General features: G+C 58.3%; 17 protein-coding genes and 1 tRNA gene. 6 read left to right on the top strand and 12 right to left on the bottom strand.

Annotation, left to right across the window (positions count from 1 at the left end):
- Positions 1 to 4: 4 nt before the first annotated feature.
- Positions 5 to 973 carry a 2-hydroxyacid dehydrogenase gene (locus tag Q0931_RS03720; RefSeq protein ID WP_299257427.1) on the top strand — a complete coding sequence of 323 codons (969 nt, stop codon included), beginning with the start codon at positions 5 to 7 and terminating at the stop codon, positions 971 to 973.
- A gap of 144 nt (positions 974 to 1,117) precedes the next feature.
- Here the strand turns inward: Q0931_RS03720 and Q0931_RS03715 are convergent, their stop codons facing one another.
- Positions 1,118 to 2,164, bottom strand: a complete 1,047-nt coding sequence (locus Q0931_RS03715; RefSeq protein ID WP_299257425.1) for an Ldh family oxidoreductase — start codon at positions 2,162 to 2,164, stop codon at positions 1,118 to 1,120.
- A 255-nt stretch (positions 2,165 to 2,419) separates the two neighbouring features.
- Here Q0931_RS03715 and Q0931_RS03710 point away from each other — a divergent pair, with 255 nt between their 5' ends.
- On the top strand, positions 2,420 to 3,508 hold the full coding sequence (locus tag Q0931_RS03710) for an acyltransferase family protein (protein WP_299257424.1): 1,089 nt from the start codon (positions 2,420 to 2,422) through the stop codon (positions 3,506 to 3,508).
- Here the strand turns inward: Q0931_RS03710 and Q0931_RS03705 are convergent.
- From Q0931_RS03705 to Q0931_RS03685, 5 genes are all read right to left on the bottom strand, one after another.
- Positions 3,505 to 4,536, bottom strand: coding sequence for a DUF2891 domain-containing protein (locus tag Q0931_RS03705; RefSeq protein ID WP_299257423.1), 1,032 nt, complete (start codon positions 4,534 to 4,536; stop codon positions 3,505 to 3,507). The two genes, Q0931_RS03710 and Q0931_RS03705, sit on opposite strands and share 4 nt — an antisense overlap.
- A gap of 22 nt (positions 4,537 to 4,558) precedes the next feature.
- Positions 4,559 to 5,224, bottom strand: a complete 666-nt coding sequence (locus Q0931_RS03700) for a carotenoid biosynthesis protein (protein ID WP_299257421.1) — start codon at positions 5,222 to 5,224, stop codon at positions 4,559 to 4,561.
- Positions 5,224 to 6,786 (bottom strand): 1-hydroxycarotenoid 3,4-desaturase CrtD, encoded by a 1,563-nt coding sequence (gene crtD, locus Q0931_RS03695; protein ID WP_299257419.1) that lies wholly within the window; start codon positions 6,784 to 6,786, stop codon positions 5,224 to 5,226. Before crtD ends, Q0931_RS03700 begins: the two co-directional genes overlap by 1 nt.
- Entirely contained in the window at positions 6,779 to 7,633 is an 855-nt protein-coding gene (thiM, locus tag Q0931_RS03690) for a hydroxyethylthiazole kinase (protein WP_299257417.1), read from the bottom strand. Before thiM ends, crtD begins: the two co-directional genes overlap by 8 nt.
- Before the next feature lie 79 nt (positions 7,634 to 7,712).
- On the bottom strand, positions 7,713 to 8,126 hold the full coding sequence (locus Q0931_RS03685; RefSeq protein ID WP_299257415.1) for a c-type cytochrome: 414 nt from the start codon (positions 8,124 to 8,126) through the stop codon (positions 7,713 to 7,715).
- 91 nt (positions 8,127 to 8,217) lie between these two features.
- Here Q0931_RS03685 and Q0931_RS03680 point away from each other — a divergent pair.
- Positions 8,218 to 8,294 (top strand) — tRNA-Arg (locus Q0931_RS03680).
- A 157-nt stretch (positions 8,295 to 8,451) separates the two neighbouring features.
- Here Q0931_RS03680 and Q0931_RS03675 read toward each other — a convergent pair.
- Positions 8,452 to 8,853: a transcriptional regulator gene (locus Q0931_RS03675; protein ID WP_299257413.1), complete on the bottom strand. Its 402-nt coding sequence runs from the start codon at positions 8,851 to 8,853 to the stop codon at positions 8,452 to 8,454.
- Positions 8,854 to 8,855: 2 nt separating this feature from the next.
- Complete coding sequence (locus Q0931_RS03670) at positions 8,856 to 9,143, bottom strand: type II toxin-antitoxin system HigB family toxin (protein ID WP_299257411.1); 288 nt, start codon at positions 9,141 to 9,143, stop codon at positions 8,856 to 8,858.
- A 786-nt stretch (positions 9,144 to 9,929) separates the two neighbouring features.
- Between Q0931_RS03670 and Q0931_RS03665 the strand changes: the two genes are divergently transcribed.
- The gene (locus Q0931_RS03665; RefSeq protein WP_299257409.1) at positions 9,930 to 11,123 is read left to right on the top strand and encodes a DUF4236 domain-containing protein; all 1,194 of its coding nucleotides are present in this window, start codon (positions 9,930 to 9,932) and stop codon (positions 11,121 to 11,123) included.
- A 235-nt stretch (positions 11,124 to 11,358) separates the two neighbouring features.
- Here the strand turns inward: Q0931_RS03665 and Q0931_RS03660 are convergent, their stop codons facing one another.
- Positions 11,359 to 12,045, bottom strand: a complete 687-nt coding sequence (locus Q0931_RS03660; protein WP_299257407.1) for a hypothetical protein — start codon at positions 12,043 to 12,045, stop codon at positions 11,359 to 11,361.
- 232 nt (positions 12,046 to 12,277) lie between these two features.
- On the opposite strand from Q0931_RS03660, the gene Q0931_RS03655 reads away from it, so the two are divergent.
- Positions 12,278 to 12,844: an HD family hydrolase gene (locus Q0931_RS03655; protein WP_299257405.1), complete on the top strand. Its 567-nt coding sequence runs from the start codon at positions 12,278 to 12,280 to the stop codon at positions 12,842 to 12,844.
- Between the two features lie 98 nt (positions 12,845 to 12,942).
- Here Q0931_RS03655 and Q0931_RS03650 read toward each other — a convergent pair whose 3' ends face one another.
- Positions 12,943 to 13,779, bottom strand: coding sequence for a YrhK family protein (locus tag Q0931_RS03650; protein ID WP_299257403.1), 837 nt, complete (start codon positions 13,777 to 13,779; stop codon positions 12,943 to 12,945).
- A gap of 129 nt (positions 13,780 to 13,908) precedes the next feature.
- Positions 13,909 to 14,970 carry a 23S rRNA pseudouridine(2604) synthase RluF gene (rluF, locus tag Q0931_RS03645; RefSeq protein ID WP_299257401.1) on the bottom strand — a complete coding sequence of 354 codons (1,062 nt, stop codon included), beginning with the start codon at positions 14,968 to 14,970 and terminating at the stop codon, positions 13,909 to 13,911.
- Positions 14,971 to 15,122: 152 nt separating this feature from the next.
- On the opposite strand from rluF, the gene Q0931_RS03640 reads away from it, so the two are divergent.
- On the top strand, positions 15,123 to 16,460 hold the full coding sequence (locus tag Q0931_RS03640; RefSeq protein WP_299257399.1) for a DUF2254 domain-containing protein: 1,338 nt from the start codon (positions 15,123 to 15,125) through the stop codon (positions 16,458 to 16,460).
- Positions 16,461 to 16,475: 15 nt separating this feature from the next.
- Here the strand turns inward: Q0931_RS03640 and Q0931_RS03635 are convergent, their stop codons facing one another.
- Positions 16,476 to 16,958, bottom strand: a complete 483-nt coding sequence (locus Q0931_RS03635; protein ID WP_299257397.1) for a GNAT family N-acetyltransferase — start codon at positions 16,956 to 16,958, stop codon at positions 16,476 to 16,478.
- Positions 16,959 to 17,112: the final 154 nt, after the last annotated feature.

Raw genomic sequence — 17,112 nt, 5'->3', positions numbered from 1 at the left:
CGACGTGAGTACACGCATTGTCTTTCATGGCCGGAATGCGGCCAGCTTTCACGACGGTTTCAGGGACCGCCTGCATCATGAGGCCGAGCTGATCTGCCTGCCCGATACCCTGGATGAGGCCGGGCGGCGGCAGTTTGCCCGGGCAGACATCATCCTGGGGCATCGACTCAATGATGAGCAGCCGCGACCCGAAGCGGTTCGTCTTTTTCAGGCCGTCGGCGCAGGCGTGGATGCCATTGATGCCACGCGTCTGCCCGAGGGGGCCCGGCTGTGCAACTGTCATGGCCACGATATTCCCATCACCGAGTACGTCATGGCCGCCCTGCTCAATGACTGCGTGCCCCTGGTCGAGGCCGATCATCGCCTGCGTCAGAAAGACTGGCACTATCAGTCGGGGCGTACCCTGCACGGGGAGCTTCATGGACAGGTGCTGGGCATTCTCGGCTTTGGTCACATCGGTCAGTCGCTGGCCGCCACGGCCCGGGCGCTGGGCCTGCGTGTCCGCGCCGCCAATCGTTCACCGGTGAATGCCCGGGCACATGGCCTTGAGCAGGCCTTCGGCCTGGATGAGCTCGAAAGGTTCTATCAGGGGCTCGATGCCCTGGTGGTGGCCCTGCCCGAGACCCCGGCGACCCGGGGACTGATGAATACCGACGCCTTTGACGCCCTGCCGGCACACGCTCATGTGATCAATGTCGGTCGCGGCGGGGTCATCGAGGAGAAGGCGCTCTTCGATGCGCTTTCCTCGCGACGTATCCGCCGGGCCACCATCGATACCTGGTACGTCTATCCCGATGCACAGACGCCGGCGTCCGACCCCGGCCATCTGCCCTTTCAGACCCTCGATAACCTGGTCATGACACCGCACATGTCCGGCTGGACCCAGGGCACGCTGGAGCGGCGCAAGGATGCCATGGCCGAGAACATCAACCGGCTGCTGGAAGGCCGTGAGCTTCGCAATATCGTGGCCTGATGCAGGACGCAGCAGATCATCGTCCATGCCCTGTTAGGGTTCTGTCAGTGTCCTGACGGCCTTAACGCCCCACTCGGTGGTGTCTGCCGGGTGGGGGTAGGTGTGCGCCAGTCGCGTGGCCGGACCCTGAAGCTGGCTGCCGGGCTAGGGCGCATCCTCCTTTTCACCGACCGGATCCTCACCGGCCAGGGCCATCAGATCCCGATAGAGCGCCGCCGGAATCGACACGCCGGATGCCAGGCTGCGCACTCGCGCTTCAAAGCGGCGCTGCGACGGCAGCCGCGCGCCCTGCCCCAGCATCTCCTCGAAAAGCTTTTCTGCGTGTGAAATCCCGGCCTCATGCTGCTCGCCCAGAAATACCCTGGGCGACAGCGCGATCACCAGCTCGCCATGACAGGGTCGGCCGGTACCTTCCTCATTGGCGGCCTGGGTCTCATGACTCAGGGCATCACCGATCAGCGGACCGGCCAGCAGCTCGATCATGGTGGAGAGCGCCGATCCCTTGTGCCCGCCAAAGGGCAGCATGGCGCCTTCCAGCGCGGCGGTCGGGTCCGTGGTCGGCTGACCCTGATCATCCAGCGCCCAGTTGTCAGGTATGGATTTGCCGGCGCGGCGATGCAGCTCGATTTCACCGCGGGCCACCACGCTGGTGGCAAAGTCAAAGGTGTAGGGATCGCCGCCCGGTCTTGGCCAGGAAAACGCCAGCGGGTTGGTGCCCAGAAGCGAGCGCACACCGCCCGCCGGTGCCACAAAGGCATGCGTTGGATTCATCGCCAGCCCCGCCAGCCCCATCCCGGAAAGTGCTTCTACCTCGGACCACAGCGCCGAGAAGTGAAAGCAGTGATTGATGGCCAGCACCGCAATGCCGTGGCGCTCGGCCTTCTCCCTTAACGGCGCGAGCCCCTGTTCGAACGCCAGCAGCGAGCTGCCGTAGCGGGCATCGATCCTCACGATACCGGGGGCATGATCGATCACCTCGGGTACGGCCTGCGGGTCCAGCCCGCCCATTTTCGCCGTCTCCACGATCTTCAGCAGGCGATACAGCCCGTGGGAGTGACACTCGTCACGCTGGGCGGCGACAACGCTTCGGGTGATGGCCTCGACATGGCCGGGGCCAAAGCCTGCGTTATGCAGAATGTGCCGGCTTAGTGCCTGCGCCTGGTCAAGCGAAAGCGTGATGTCGTGTTCCATGGGGGCTCCCGGTCGGTACAGGAAAGACGGATTGATCCCGGCAGGACATGGCCCGTCAGTAGCCTGCCAGCATAACCGTCTTCCCCGGCGGCGCCTGCTGGACGAAGGTGTCAGGGAGGAGGAATGCGAATGCCGATATGTAACCGTTGGCGTTGATTTGTGTATTATTTTTTTAGTTCCATGGATTAGTCCTACAAGCTGCGCATAATACCTTTGGTTTATTTTAAAAATGGTTAAATAAAACGAGGAGTCTGCATGCCCAGCGCACGCCGGATCGCCTGGATCGATGCCGCCAAGAGCGTCTGTATCCTTGCGGTGGTGCTTTATCATTTTAATCAGATGGTGCTTCAGCAGATCGATTTCGGTCAGACGGCCATCCCCACGCTCTGGAATCTGATCGTCACGGCGCTCAAGCCGCTGCGCATGCCGCTTTTCTTTCTCATCTCGGGATTTCTGGCCAGCCGCTCGGTGACCGGACGTGGCTGGGGGGAGGTGCGCACCAGCCGTGTGGCCAGCCTGCTGTGGGTCTATGTGCTGTGGGTGGGGCTGTACTGGCTGTTCACCGAGTACGTCATCGAGCCGCTGGATGTCGAGGTCGTGGCCGCCGGCGCCCATCCGGGGACCCTCGGGGGGATGGTTATGCAGCTGATCAGCGCCGATACCGGGCTCTGGTATCTCTACGCGCTGGTGCTCTATTTCGTCGCCTGCAAGCTGATCCAGCACACGGCGTCGCCGGCGGTCATCAGCATCGGGCTGGGGGTGGTACTGCATCTGGCCTCAAGCCTGTTGCTGCCGCCGGGCTGGTGGAACATTGCCTCATTGCTGGACTACTTCTTCTTCTTTGCCCTGGGGTGTCATCTACAACCCTTCCTTGCCCGCCACTACGTGCAGTGCGACATTAAACGATTGCTGGTGACCGGGGCGTTGACGGTGGCGGCACTGGGTATTACCTGGAAGCTGAGCGCGATGGAGGCCCCGGGTGTGAAGCTGGTCCTCGCCCTTTTAATGGTCTCGACCACCATCGATCTTTTCGCGCTGCTGACCGAGCGCTTCAGAATGGTGCTGCTGTGCGATATCGGCCAGCGCACCCTGCCGATCTACGTCATTCACAAGCTGTTGATATTTGCGCTGGTCGCCGTCATGCCCGAGACGCTGTATATCGAAGGCGCGCTGCAAAATGGCGTGCTGGCCGTGACGCCGCTGGTTATGACGGTGCTGATTGGCGCGCTGTGCCTGCTGGCCCACAGGGCGCTTAATGGTGGCCCCGGCGGCATGCTCTTTACCATGCCGCACATCTTTCGGCGCGTGGCCTACCGCACCGGACTGGTACAGCCGGTCAGCTAGGCCTCCAGCGCCAGCAGGGCGAATGTGGCCAGCCAGTGTTCGCCCATGTAATCCGCCCCCAGATGCGGCAGCGCGACACTCAGGTGTTCGGTGGCGCTGTCGCGCATCCGACCACTGGCCGGATGGCCCTCTCCCAGTCGTGCCGCCAGGGCACGAAAGCACCAGGCGCGGCTCAGGTTCAGCCCGTCCAGATGGGCGATCTTGCCATCGCTGCGGTCGCTGACCACGGCCGGAGTAAAAAGCGTCTGCGGCTGGCCATCGGCCAGTGCCGGCAAAAAGGCGTCAAACCATCCGACAAACGCCTGCGGCTCCAGCGCGCGGGCCATGTAAAGCGCCTCGATCAGCGTCGGTGAGAGAAACTCATCGCCGCCCGGCTCCCAGGCCTGGGCGCTCCGATCACTCTGGAACCAGTCGCTGGCGCGCTGGCGCAGTATCCTGCCCAGCTCATGTCCCTGAACCCCCGCACAGCACGATTCGACATGGTCCAGCGCCAGAATGCCGGCAAAGGCACTGTTGTAGTGGGTGCCGGTGCGAATCGGATAACCTTGCTTCGGCCAGAAGTTGATGAACTGCTGAACAATGAAGTCGGTCAGTGGCGCCAGTGTACGGCCCGCCTCGATCAGCGCGGGGTGTGATGCCGTGTTCAGCTCGGCGGCCAGTTTCAGCAGCCACGCCCAGCCGTAAGGGCGTTCAAAGCTGCCGCGCCCCGGTGCCTGGAAGTAGGCCAGCTCCCTGGCCACCTTCTCGGGCGTGATATTGCGCTCAAACAGAGCCTTTCCGCGTGCAGCACTTTCGCTTTCGGGGCAAAGACGCGCCGCGCGTGCCAGCAGCCAGTAGCTGTGCACGCAGGAGTGCCAGTCAAGACTGCCGTAGAAGATCGGATGCAGCGTTGAAGGGGCAGCGATATCCTGTGCGTCGCGCATCAGATGAGTGATCAGGTTGGGATACTCCCGCTCGACGTGGCCCAGCGCCATATGGGCAAGGGCGCCAGGCGTGGCCTGATCAGGAGGGTGGCGTGCGGTTATCATGACATGTTCCCGAAAGAGGGCCTCAAACCCCCAGCAGATTCAGCGCGCCAAAAAAGCCCGCCATTAAAAGCGCCACAGCGATGGCGACCGGGTTGTGGGTGCGCGCAAACAGGTAGTGAAAGAGCATCGAAATCGGCAGCGAGACGATGAACCAGCCGATGTAGTTGCTCAGCGGCACCAGGGTGTCGCCCCATGCCCACATCTCGTGATGAATGGCGACCGGTTCGATCAGCATGTCGAGCGCCACCATCAGGGCCGCGCCGATCACGCCCTTGAGCGGTCGTGACAGCTCGGGCAGCACGCGTTGTATCGACACGTTGAGACAATACAGCAGCAGCGCCCAGTTCACCCCGATGATCAGCGGCGTATGCCAGAGCGTTGGCCCCAGCACGTGGCCGTAGGCGTAATCGCCGAACAACAGCCCCGTCGAGGTGCCGATCGCCTCGGCGACAAACCCCACCACGTAACATAGTGCCACGTAGCCCCAGAGCGGCCTGCGCGGCCCCGGATGAAAGGCCAGCACCAGACCCAGTGAGGCGATCAGTGTCAGCGGGGTCAGGCGAATGAACTGATCATGCACCGGCAGCGCAATGCCGATGACGCCGGCCAGATAGATCAGGCTCAACAGGATAATGACCGGCATCGGGCGCAGGCGGCGTTCGGATGGAGCAGGAATCTGTGAAGCCATCAAACATCGTCCTTCAGGTCAGGGGCGGGCTTTGATAAGGGTTCACGCTGTGCCATGACATCGGTCATGATTTTGGCGGATAACAGGCACAGCGGCAGCCCGCCGCCGGGATGCACGCTGCCGCCGCAGAAATAGAGCCCGTCGACATGGCGGCTGTAATTGGGATGGCGCATGAACGCCGCCATGCGGTCGTTGGAGCTGGTGCCATACAGCGCGCCCAGGTGAGAGAGCGTGCGCGCCTCGATGGTGGTGGGGTCATACACGCACTCCTCGACGATCGCTTCGCGCAGCCCGGCTTTTCCACCCCCATTGCCCAGCATCCGCTCGAGTTTCCGGATGACCCGCTCGCGGGTGCGCTCGATCAGCGTCGGCCAGTTTTGTTCGGGTGTGGTAAAGGGGGCGTTGATCATCACGAACCAGTTCTCGCCGCCCTCTGGCGCTGCACTTGGGTCGTAGCGCGCAGAGATGCTGACATAGACGGTCGGGTCATCACACAGCGTGCCCGCCTCCAGCGCTGCAAACTCGCCCGGGTAATCGTCGCTGAAAAAGATGTTATGCACATCCAGTTCCGGGAAGGATTTATTCACACCCCAGTAGAAGATCAGCGCCGAGGTCGATTTTTCCCGCGCCAGCACCTGCGTGGGCGCCGGGGCATCGGGCAACAGCCGGTCATGAGTGAAAAACACATCCATGTTGCTGACCACGCGATCAAACATCACTTGCCGATCATCCGCCAGGCGTAGCCCCACCGCGCGCGGCCGGTGGCTGTCGTGGCGGGTGAGAATTTCCGCCACGGGCGTCTCGAAGTGAAAGATCACGCCCACCCGCTCGGCCAGCCCATACAGCGCCCGGCCGATCGCGGGCATGCCGCCTTCGGGCACAAAGGCGCCGGCCCCGTGTTCGAAGTGGGCAATCATCGAGAGCAGGCCTGGCGCGCGATACGGGTTGGAACCGTTGTAGGTGGCAAAGCGATCAAAGAGCTGCACCAGATGCGGCTCGCCCAGGTCGCGCTGGTGGACGTCATGCAGGGTGCGGGTGAGATCCAGACGGTGCAGCCGGGTCAGGGCGTGGCCGACCTCCGGCGTCAGCCAGGTCTTTGGCGTATGCAGCGATTTTTCCAGAAAGGTCCGCCCGGTCAGGTGATACTTTTCCTCCCCGTGGGCCAGCGTTCTGAGCACCCGCTGCGCCGGCACACCCAGCACACGCTCGACTTCCTTGGCAAAGGCCTTCGGGTCGGCGCGGGCATCCAGCCGGGTGCCGTCCTCCCAGACGTAGCGGCAGACGGTGTCCAGCCGCCGGTAGCGAAAGTGATCAGAGGGCACTTCACCGGCGAGTTCAAACAGCTCGTCGATGTACTCCGGCATGGTCAGAAGCGATGGACCAATGCCAAAGCGATACTCGCCCAGCACCAGCTCGCCGAGCTTGCCGCCTGCCGTGGCACCGGCCTCGAACACCTCGACGTGGGCGCCTTCAAGGCGCAGGCGGATGGCCGCGGCCAGCCCCGCGATGCCGGCGCCGATGATGCCGATGCGTGAGGCAGCGTATGTGCTCGGCTTAAGCATCCAGCCAGCGCACCGCGATGAGTCCGCGCTGGCGCAGCAGGTGCTCATCGACCTGATCCAGCGCGTCGAGCCAGGCCATGGCAAAGCTGCCCGGCCCCTGAGCGTGCTCCTCGGCAAGCTCGGCGGCCACGGCGACATGAACATGCGCGGCCACGGCGGCGCACAGCGGATCACGCACCACGGCGCAGTAGGCCGCCACGATCGCGCCCAGCGCACAGCCGGTGCCGGAGACGCGGGGTTGCCACTCGCTGCCGCCGCCGATTTCGACCAGCGCCGGGCCGTTGTGATGACGATCAAGCAGCGGCCCGAGCAGCATGTCCACCGGCCCCGAGGCCGAGACCGTACAGGCCTGGGTCAGCAGCTCGCGTGCGGCGTTGACCGCGCTTTGCGGGCTTATGGCACTGTCCACACCCCGCCCGGCGCCTTCCTGGCCGGCCAGCCCCATGACTTCGGAGGCGTTGCCGCGTACCACCGTGGGACGATGCTCCAGCAGCTCCAGTGCCAGACCATGGCGCCATTTCATGCTGCCCGCGCCGATCGGATCGAGCACCCAGGGCTTGCCCGCCTGATGGGCACCGCTGGCGGCCTTGTGCATCGCCTTGACCTGATCCCCCTGCGGCGTACCCAGGTTGATCAGTACGGCATCGGCCTGCGTGGCAAAGCGCCCGGCCTCTTCGGGGTTGTCGATCATGGCCGGTGTGGCGCCGGCAGCCAGCAGGGCATTGGCGACCAGATTGACCGTGACGTTGTTGGTCAAACACTGCACCAGCGGCTTTCTGGCCTTCAGCGCCTGGTGCGCCTGAACGACCATGTCGATGGTGGGCTCACCGCCCGATTGCTCGCTCATGCCCATCATGGACTCCCTTGGCTGTCATGAAAAAACAGGGTTATCAGAAAAAAGGTGGTCTGACGCGTCAGGATAGACGTTACTTGTCTTTGGTCGGGGCGACCAGATCATCGACCGCCGCCTTTACCTCATCATCCGAGAGCGACTTGTTGCCACCGCGCGCCGGCATGCCGCCAATGCCCTCGATGGCATGGGTATACAGGGTCTGCTGGCCCGCTTCCAGCCGCTGGGTCCAGTCATCCGAGCCCCGCTGTGGCCCGCGCCCGCCGTCGTGACAGCCGGCACAGTTATCCTCATAAATCCGGTGGCCGTCGATCTCATCGCCATTGGCGGCAGCGGTCGTACCCAAAAGGCCGGCCAGCAGGGCGGCGGCGGTCATCAGGCGGGTAAAGCGCATGTGCATGGTCTTGTCCTCAAGCGTGGTCAGGTCAGGTGTTTTTTTATGATGTGGGCAAAAGTATAAAAGCGTTACGGACACTTGCCTGACTGACATGACACCACGCCCTGCGGCCCGCGCGGGGAGTGGACAGAGACAGGCGCGGGCGGTAGGATAGCGCGCTGTCTTCCCCGTGAAGACGCTCCGCGCGCTTGTAGCTCAGCTGGATAGAGTACCGCCCTCCGAAGGCGGGGGTCTTGGGTTCGAATCCCAACAAGCGCGCCACTTCCTTTCCCTGCAATACCTTCCTCGTTTTGATGCTGCTACTGAGTCCGCTCAGGGTTTTGTCACGTCTGTTGTCTGGGCTTTGATGTTTCTAAAGCCGGGAGCAGGAGCAAGGCGCCACAGGATCGCTCCTTGAGCGGTGAGCAAGAATGCATCATTACCTGAAAGTGTCCGTCGACACACCAAACCGGTCGGACAGGGCGCGTACCTGTCGCCAGTTGAGTTGACGCTTTCCAGCCAGCGTGGCCGAGACGACAGACTGAGCACCAACTTCTGGCAACCGAGACTGCGCGATGCCATGTTCACTCATGAGATAGCGCAGTGCTTCAATCCCGGAAACTTCCGGCATCGGCCGGTGCATCTGATCGTAGGCTTCGATGAGATCCCCCAGGCGGTCTGCCAGCACTGCAAGAGGATGGTCTTCATCGTCGCCGATGCGATCGAGGATGCTGTCGAGCGTTTCTACCTTCTGGTCGTATTCCGCCTCATTTTGAGGGGCCTGAAGCAGATGGGCGACGCAGGCCCAGTGCTGAATGGTCGATTCATTAATGGCATTCATGTTCATTCCTTCCATTTGCCCTTGTCATATTCCTTGTGGGTCAAAATGTGCCGGATAAAGACTTTTCTTGTCCGGTAGTGAACGACGGCGATCAATCTGAGCTTGTTGCCGCCAATGTCGAAAACATGAAGTGACCCCACCTTGTCGGTTTGAGGAAACAGGCGTTTCATGGCGGCGAAATCAGACGGATCGTTTGCCCTTATAAGCCTGTACCAGCTATCCAGCGCCGTTGCGGTCTGCGGGTGTTGTGCCTTGGCTTCCCAGATTCGCTTTTGCGTAATGACATGCATGAAAGGGTCCTTGTCTGGAGAGAACAAGGTATAACAAAACGCTGTATATAGCAATTTGCTATGCAGAGTTGTCGCGTAGGGACTCTATAAAATCTGGATCGAAGCGTGATCATTTCATTCTGGCGAGCGAAAGGGGTTCGTGATGAATGCTGCTTTTGTCTCATCTCCTGTTACACAACTTTACTTAATCGGCGCGCTCGAATATTGTGCTGAAAAGACCTTTAGAGCTTCCCGGGTACCGCAAGAGACACCCGTTTTCGGATAACGGCGTCAACGTGTATCACATAGCCGGCTTTTGACCCCACACCACCCGGTGTGGCCGGTTTGAAATGCAAGGAAACGCAAGATTTTCTGGTGCCATAAAACCGTCGTCCGGCCCAGTACATGAGCGGCCCGACGCCCTCTGCAAGGGTGCAATAAAACCGACCTATTTAGCGCGCAGGCGGGGCGGGGAGTCGACAGCGCGCCGGGGGAGTTGACCGAGATTTTCGCCGTGGGCGGATGCAAGGGTGTTGTCCATGGCGTCAGGAGAGCGGCAGACGTGTCTGGCCGCTCATGTCGTGCCAACAGCAGTAAGGAGTCATTATGAGTATCAAACCGGGTCCTAAACGGACCGCCAAGTCTACTGGCCAGCCTGACAAACGTCAGCGTGACAATAAGCAGACGCCTGGCAATACGCCATCCCTGAAGCCACATAAACACAAAAAGGGGAATTAAACAGGCTGACATTGACCCCCGCTATTATGCGGGGGTACGTGATCCATTCAATAAGGTGACAAAATGGGGATGCGTTTCAGAAAGTCCATAAAAATAGCACCGGGCATCCGCTTTTCTGCTACTCACCGTGGCCTTGGAGTTCGCCTTGGTGGCCGCGGTGGGGGCATCTCCTTTTCCCCCTCTGGTACACGCGTAAGTGCCGGTATCCCTGGTACAGGATTGTCTTGGTCTGAAAAAATCGGTTCAGGTTCTAGCAATAGGTTACGAGCTTCCTCCTCCAGTCTTAACTCCAGACAACAAGAGCATATCGAGATCCAGCTACAAATTGTTATCGATGATGAAACTGGTGAAGTTCAGTTATTAAACAGCCGTACTGGTTTACATCTAGATTCTTCGACCTTAAAAGTCCTCAAGCAGCAACAAGGCGATGTCATCCGGGAAAGGCTGGGGGTGATGGTCGATAACATTAATGAAACGCGTGAATCATTGGCTATACTGCATGGCGATATAGAGGCGCCGATTGCTCAGTCTTATAAAGCAAAATCATTTAATGGAGAACAGCCTATACTCCCTGATCTACCTGCCAAAAAGCTTGTGCATTTAGTCTGGCCACCAGCGGAAAAGCGGCGCCAAAAATGCATTGAGCTGATCAGTTCTGATTATCAAAATGCTGTTTCTGATTGGGAAAATGCCCGAAAACAGCACGAAGTACTCCAAGAATCTTTAAGGCTAAGGCACTTATATGGCCAGCAAGGAGACTTGCAGAGCATGGAGGCGCTATTAAAAGAAGCGTTGGAAGAGATTGAATGGCCCTATGAAACCTTAATAGCTTGGGATTTCCTTTCCAGCCATGAGCTTAAAATCGACGTGGATTTTCCAGAAATTGATATGTTTCCAGCACGCAGAGCGGCATTGGCTGCCCGTGGTTTCAAAGTGAATGTACGTAAGCTTGCCGCAAAGGAACTGAGTGAGCTTTACGCTCGACATGTCAGCAGCATTGGTTTGAAGCTGGCAGCGCTGTGCTTTCAGATTATGCCAACAATCCAAAAGATAACTTTATCTGGATACTCACAGCGCCTCGATCGTAGCACTGGTCATGAGAAAGACGAATATCTCTATAGCGTTAGATTGAATCGCGATGCATGGCAATTATTGAATTTCGATTCACCAAAAGACATCGATGCTTATGACTGTCTTGGAAACTTTGATGTTAAGCGAAAGGTGCTTACTTCGTGGACAATGAAACCAATTGAGCCGTTCTAGGCTCAGAGTTAGTTTTCTTCGGCCAGTTGCAAGGGTCTTGATATTGATCAAAACAGATATCTAAGGTATATGTTTATAGCTTTATTTAATAAGCTGAGCAAAAAGGCGGTATACAAAAAGGTATACCGGCAGAAAAGTTTTACTAAAAAAATAAGTATTATCATGCGCTTGCGTATATTTTATAATCCCAACAAGGGCTGGATAAATCAAAGTATTTTTTTAACGTGGTTCCCCATCAATGTTTTCGATTTTTGCCTAGGCCATAAGCTCCACCGTGGTAGATAATTGCACGATCAAATATATCTTCAGAATAATCTCGTTCTGGGCGCTCACTTTCGAGTTTCTTTCCTAAATATGTAGATTTTTCAGTATGACGGGTATCTTTTAACGGAATTTTTGCATTGCCATGAACTTTCTTTAAATGCTTCTGCAAATTTTTTTGATTTAACGTTGTTTTACATACAGGACACTTTATAAAAGTTTTATCGCCGTTTTCTTTGGAAACTTTTTGGCTTGTGAACGCTGGTTTTCCTACTGACGTTTTAGGCTCTGCTTTTTTTCTTTTCTGAGTTTTTACAACGTTTTCATAATACCAAAACAAATCTTTTTCTACGTTTCTGATAACAATGCCATGCATTTTGTGCAAATGCTCTTTCATCAAAGACTTCGATATCAATTTTTTGCATTTTGCACATTTATGATAAGTTTTTGTCACGTTTATATAATCGACATCGCTATTTTTGTTTTCAAGAATTAATGAGTGCTTGTTGCCTGAGCGAGCCTCTTTTTTAGCTTTTTTTTCGTGCTTTTTTTTATGTTTTTCTAAGTTCTTTTTTTTAACCGCGCCATGACAGATATCGCAATTTAAGAAAGTATCATCTAAGCCAGTGCTATCAGATTTTTGTACTTTCTCTGAAAACATAACTGCTCCAGCAATATAGATGTTTATGTCGGAACCGATCAGCCTGCCGGTTCCAGCTTAAAAGCTATTACCTCAATCTAGATCGGCGAAATTTTCGTTTACTTTAACTAAGTCTAAATTATTCTGATAAGCTAAATCCTCGAATGCCAGTCATTATTCAGGTTTTATGTCATTTCCGCCTCTTATACTCTTGTCTCCCATACCTTCATCTGACAACAATTTTGGAAATCTCATGGACATCGAACGACTCGGCAACGGGCTGGCGTTTTTAAAGGAGGCCGAGCGGCTCAAGAGCGTGCTGCGCACGGCGTACACCACCACCGGGCGGCAGGAGGATACGGCGGCGCATACGTGGCGGTTGTGTCTGATGGCGATGACGTTCGAGCGCGAGCTGGCGCCGCTGGACATGACGCGCGTTCTCAAAATCTGCGTGCTGCACGATCTGGGTGAGGCGATCCACGGCGATCAGCCGGCCATTGCGCAAAACGCCGACAAGAACACCCAGGAGCGTCTGGATCTGCTCACCGTTATGGCGCCGCTGGATGAGAAATTGAAAGCCGAGTTTCTGTCGCTGTGGGAGGACTACGAGCAGGGCGCCTCGCGCGAGGCGCGACTGGTGAAGGGCCTGGATAAGCTCGAGACCATTCTCCAGCACAGTCAGGGCGATAACCCGGCTGACTTCGATTACACGTTCAACCTCACCTACGGGCGGGCCCAGACGGATGCCGAGCCGGTGCTGACCATGCTGCGCACGCTGGTCGATGGCGAAACCCGGCGGCGGATCGATCACGGCCAGTAGCGCTTTCCCGCCATTGTCTGAGCTGCAAATGACAAAACCCCGACCAGCGAACGCTGGTCGGGGTTTTTGATGGTGCGCAGGGCAGCCGCACATCTACCTCATGCAGGCGCGGCGGGCTTTACCGTGGTGTTGTCTTCGTACTCAAAATCATCATCCAGGCTGTGTTCGGGATCGTTAAGCTCACCGCGCATGAAGGCGAGCAGGCGCTCGTCGGCTTCGCTGTCCTCGGCGGTGGCATCAAAGCGGTGGCGAATGACAATGCGCGCGCGCTGGTGGTTAAACAGTCCGCCAATCATGAAAAAGGCGCTGCCGACCAGAAAGAGCGAGGCCAGCAGGTTATGCAGCTGGTCATGATCCGCCACGCTGTCAAAGCCCCAGAGATAGGGAATGGAGGCGACCACGAACAGTACCGAGCCCACCACGAAGGTGACGGCGGTCAGGTTCATCAGCTGCAGGGTGAGTAGCGCCGAGGCGCGAATCACCATCATGACGTTGAGACAGGCACCGATCAGAAAGAGCACCGAGCCGATGATGAACAGCCACGCCCCGGGCACGATCCAGTGCCACCATGACAGAAAAAACAGGCTGCCCACGGCGTAGAGCAACGTACCGATGATATAGACCGCCAGCGAGATGAGCTCCAGCAGCTGCGAGGGCGAGGTCTTTTTGCTGCTGTGCCAGAAGCGGCGTACTTCGATCACGTCATGGGCCTGAACGACCAGGTAGACCAGCGAGCCCACAAAGAACAGCCAGGCGCCGATGTCTCTGATGTGTTCAAGGCGCGGATAGAACATCACGCTGCCGACGATGAACATCACACCGCCCAGCTCATAGAGCACCGCGTTGATGCCTTCCCAGCGGTAGTCCTGTTTGAGATCGCTCTTGCCTCGGCCAGGGCGGGCCGAACGGGGGCGGTCGGTAAAAAGGTGCGGCATGACGATGACTCTGGAGGAAAAACGGCAAGTGTGGTGATTCAGGAAGAGGTTGTATAGCGCCCTGAGCGATACGTGCCGGTCATCAGGCCGGCAGCCTCACCCGGAGGCTGTCGCTGCATCTGGTTGCGCCTAGCGCTTCTTGCCGGGGCGGCTGCCCTGAGAGCGTGAAGCGGGTTTGCCACTGGCCGGCTTTCCTTTGCCGGTCGGTTTGCCGTTCGTTTTGCTCTGAGGGGTGGGCTTGCCGCCCGATTTGCACTGCGACGCAGGCTTGCAGTTTCCACCGGCCTTTCTGCCGCCACCACTGGGCGGCTTCTTGCCGGCGGGGGCGGGTTTGCCCTTGCCCCTTGAATACATTTTATCCAGCGCCGGCTTGCCGATGCCCAGCGGGTCGGCCTTTGGCTTCTCGCCGGGTGCGCTCTTTGACCCCCTGGCGCGCGACGGTGACTTTGGCTTGTCTGGCGTCGGCCCGGCCTTTGAGCCTTCGGTCAGGTCGATGATCGTGTCGACTTCCTTCGGGGTCAGGTCGCGCCAGTCGCCGATGGCCAGCCCCTTGAGCGAGACGTTCATGATCCGGGTGCGGATCAGCTGGGTGACTTCATAGCCGAAGACCTCGCACATGCGCCGAATCTGGCGGTTGAGCCCCTGCACCAGCGTGATGGTGAAGACGAACGTGGAGACCTTCTCGACCCGACACCGCCGGGTCATCTGACCCAGAATCGGCACGCCATTTTGCATGCCCTCGATGAAGTCCTCGGTGATCGGCTTGTCGACCGTCACCTGGTACTCCTTTTCGTGGTTGTTGTCGGCGCGCAGGATGCGGTTGACCAGATCGCCATTGTTGGTCAGAAAGATCAGCCCCTGGGAGTCCTTGTCCAGCCGGCCGATGGGGAAGATGCGCGCGCCGTGCTTGACGAACTCGACGATGTTGTCCTTCTCGCTCGACTCGGTGGTGCTGACGATCCCGACGGGCTTGTTGAGCGCAATCAGGATCAGGTCCTCTTCTTCCTGGGGTTCGATCTCCTGACCGTTGACCGTGACCCGATCCCCCGCGACCACCTGGTCTCCCGTGCCGGCGCGCCGGCCGTTGATCCAGACCTTGCCCTGTTCAACAAAGCGGTCTGCCTCGCGACGAGAGCACAGGCCGCTTTCGCTGATGTATTTATTGATTCGGGTCGATGTTCGTAATGGCATGGCGTTTCACAGGGTTGGAAATGGTTGAGCGTGGTATCAAAAAACAGCGAGCGTTCGGGTCTTTTTTGCCTAAAGCGTGGCCGGCGGGCTCTGATACGCTGCGCGCAGACAAGGCGAGTCGTGCGGTGGCCGGTACACATCAATAAAAGGAGTTGTCATCTCCCCATGAAAACGTCACGGGTGCTCGATTTTATAGGGGGTTTCGCAACAGTATTGCCTACCTGACCAGTATCATCATCACGATTTATGGGGTCCTGGCGGTGTTGGCCGTCACCTTTGAGGTGAAAAACCTGCCGGGATTTCTGGATTTTGTGAATTTTGATCATCCCGATACGGCCCGAACGCTGGTGGCCACGCTGATGGCGGGCATGATCTCGCTTCTGGTGTTCAGCTTTTCCACGGTCATGTCGGTGCTGACCCAGGCCGGCAGCAATTTCTCCAACAAGCTGGTGTTCGGCATCATGACCGAGAAGCGCCACCAGCAGGTGCTGGGGCACTATCTCGGCACCATCCTGTATCTATTGCTCCTGCTGCTGGTGCCGGCCACTCACAACCCCCCGGATACCTGGCGCTCGCTGGCGGTCTATCTGGGCTCGGGCATGGTGATCAATAGCCTGGCCATGTTCGTCTTTTTCATTCATGGCACTTCCCAGTCCGTACAGATCAATGCGATCACTCAGGGGCTGCTCGTGTCCACGCAGCGTTCTCTCGACGGGTTGAGGGAAAAACAGAACAGCGCGCGTTATGTCCATCGAGAAGATGAGATCGATACCAGCGTCGGTCATCCCGTGTATTCCCGCGACAGTGGCTATATCCAGAGCGTTGATTTCGAGCGACTGGCCAAAATGGCGACCAATAACGGTATCGCGATCCATCTGAGGTTCAGTTTTGGCGATTTCGTGGTCAAGAAGTTTCCCATTCTGACGGTCGAGGCAGATACCGCACCGGACGAGGGGCTGACAGAGCAGATACTGGCCTGTCTGGAATACGTCGAGGGGGAGTCCACGCGGGATCACTATGTCAACGGACTGACGCAGCTGATGGAGGTGGCCATCAAGGCGCTGTCGCCCGGGATCAATGACCCCGGCACGGCGCGACTGTGTATTCACCAGATGACCGAATTACTGGCGCAACGACTGGCACTGACGCCCCCCAACACGCTGGTGGATGACGATGGACGCTGTCTGATCTCATGGCACGAGGAAGATTTCGAAAGCCTGATGTTCAGGGTCTTCGACCCCATCCTCCACTACGGCGGGCAGGATCTGAGCATCTGTCTGTCGCTGTTGAAGGCCTTCAAGACGCTGTCCAACTTCGCACGGGCCGATGATCATCGAGTCATTCAGGCCCACGCCGACCGCGTGATTCAGCTCATGGCGGATCACTTTACCGCGTCGCTGGAGATCGACTTTATCGAGGCGCGCCTCACCAGAGGGCTACATTGTTTGAACATCAACGCCCGGCTGCCTGAACGGTCGGCATCGAGCTGACGCCGGCCTGCCAATTCATGGGTGGGCGTCAGCAGGGGCGACGTGCTTCTCCATCAGAGTGCAGGGGCGGTCGGGGTAGTTGACCGTGCCTGTCCTGCGCCAGCCGTGGCGCTCATAAAGCATCTGCTGGTGGGCAGTGATCAGATAGAGCCGCTTTTCACCCCGCGCGCGTGCAGCGGCCTCGACCGTCTCGATCAAACGGGCTGCCAGCTTCCGGCCGCGATAGTCAGGATGAACGAACACGGCGGCCAGCCAGGGGCGCAGGTCCGGACGTTTTGAGCAGTCGTCCTCAAAAAGGCTGGCCATGCCCACCGGATAGTCGCCGTGCTGAGCCACCCAGGTCAGCGGCAGGCCGCTGCCGTGGACGGCGCTGGCAAACAGCAGTCGGGTTTCCTCCAGCGTGCGCGGGCTGTGCACCCCCCACTGACCGTAGGCCCAGGCGCTACAGGCATCGATGAATGCCGGGCGTTCGTGGAGGGGAACAATCTCGATGGGCATGTTGGATGGCCGATCAGCATCAGGGAGTGTTGATATAAACCGGTTCGGGGCCGGGTGTACAGCGACACTCCTTCCTGCCGGGCCCTAAGGGCAGGAGGATCGATGGTCGCCAGCATTAATTATTTTTTAAATCAAAGGCATGGCTTTAATTTAT

Source organism: uncultured Kushneria sp. (genome assembly GCF_947497025.1).
Taxonomy (GTDB): Bacteria; Pseudomonadota; Gammaproteobacteria; order Pseudomonadales; family Halomonadaceae; genus Kushneria.
Note: the sequence above shows the minus strand (reverse complement) of the source record. Positions and strands in the feature narration are given on the sequence as shown.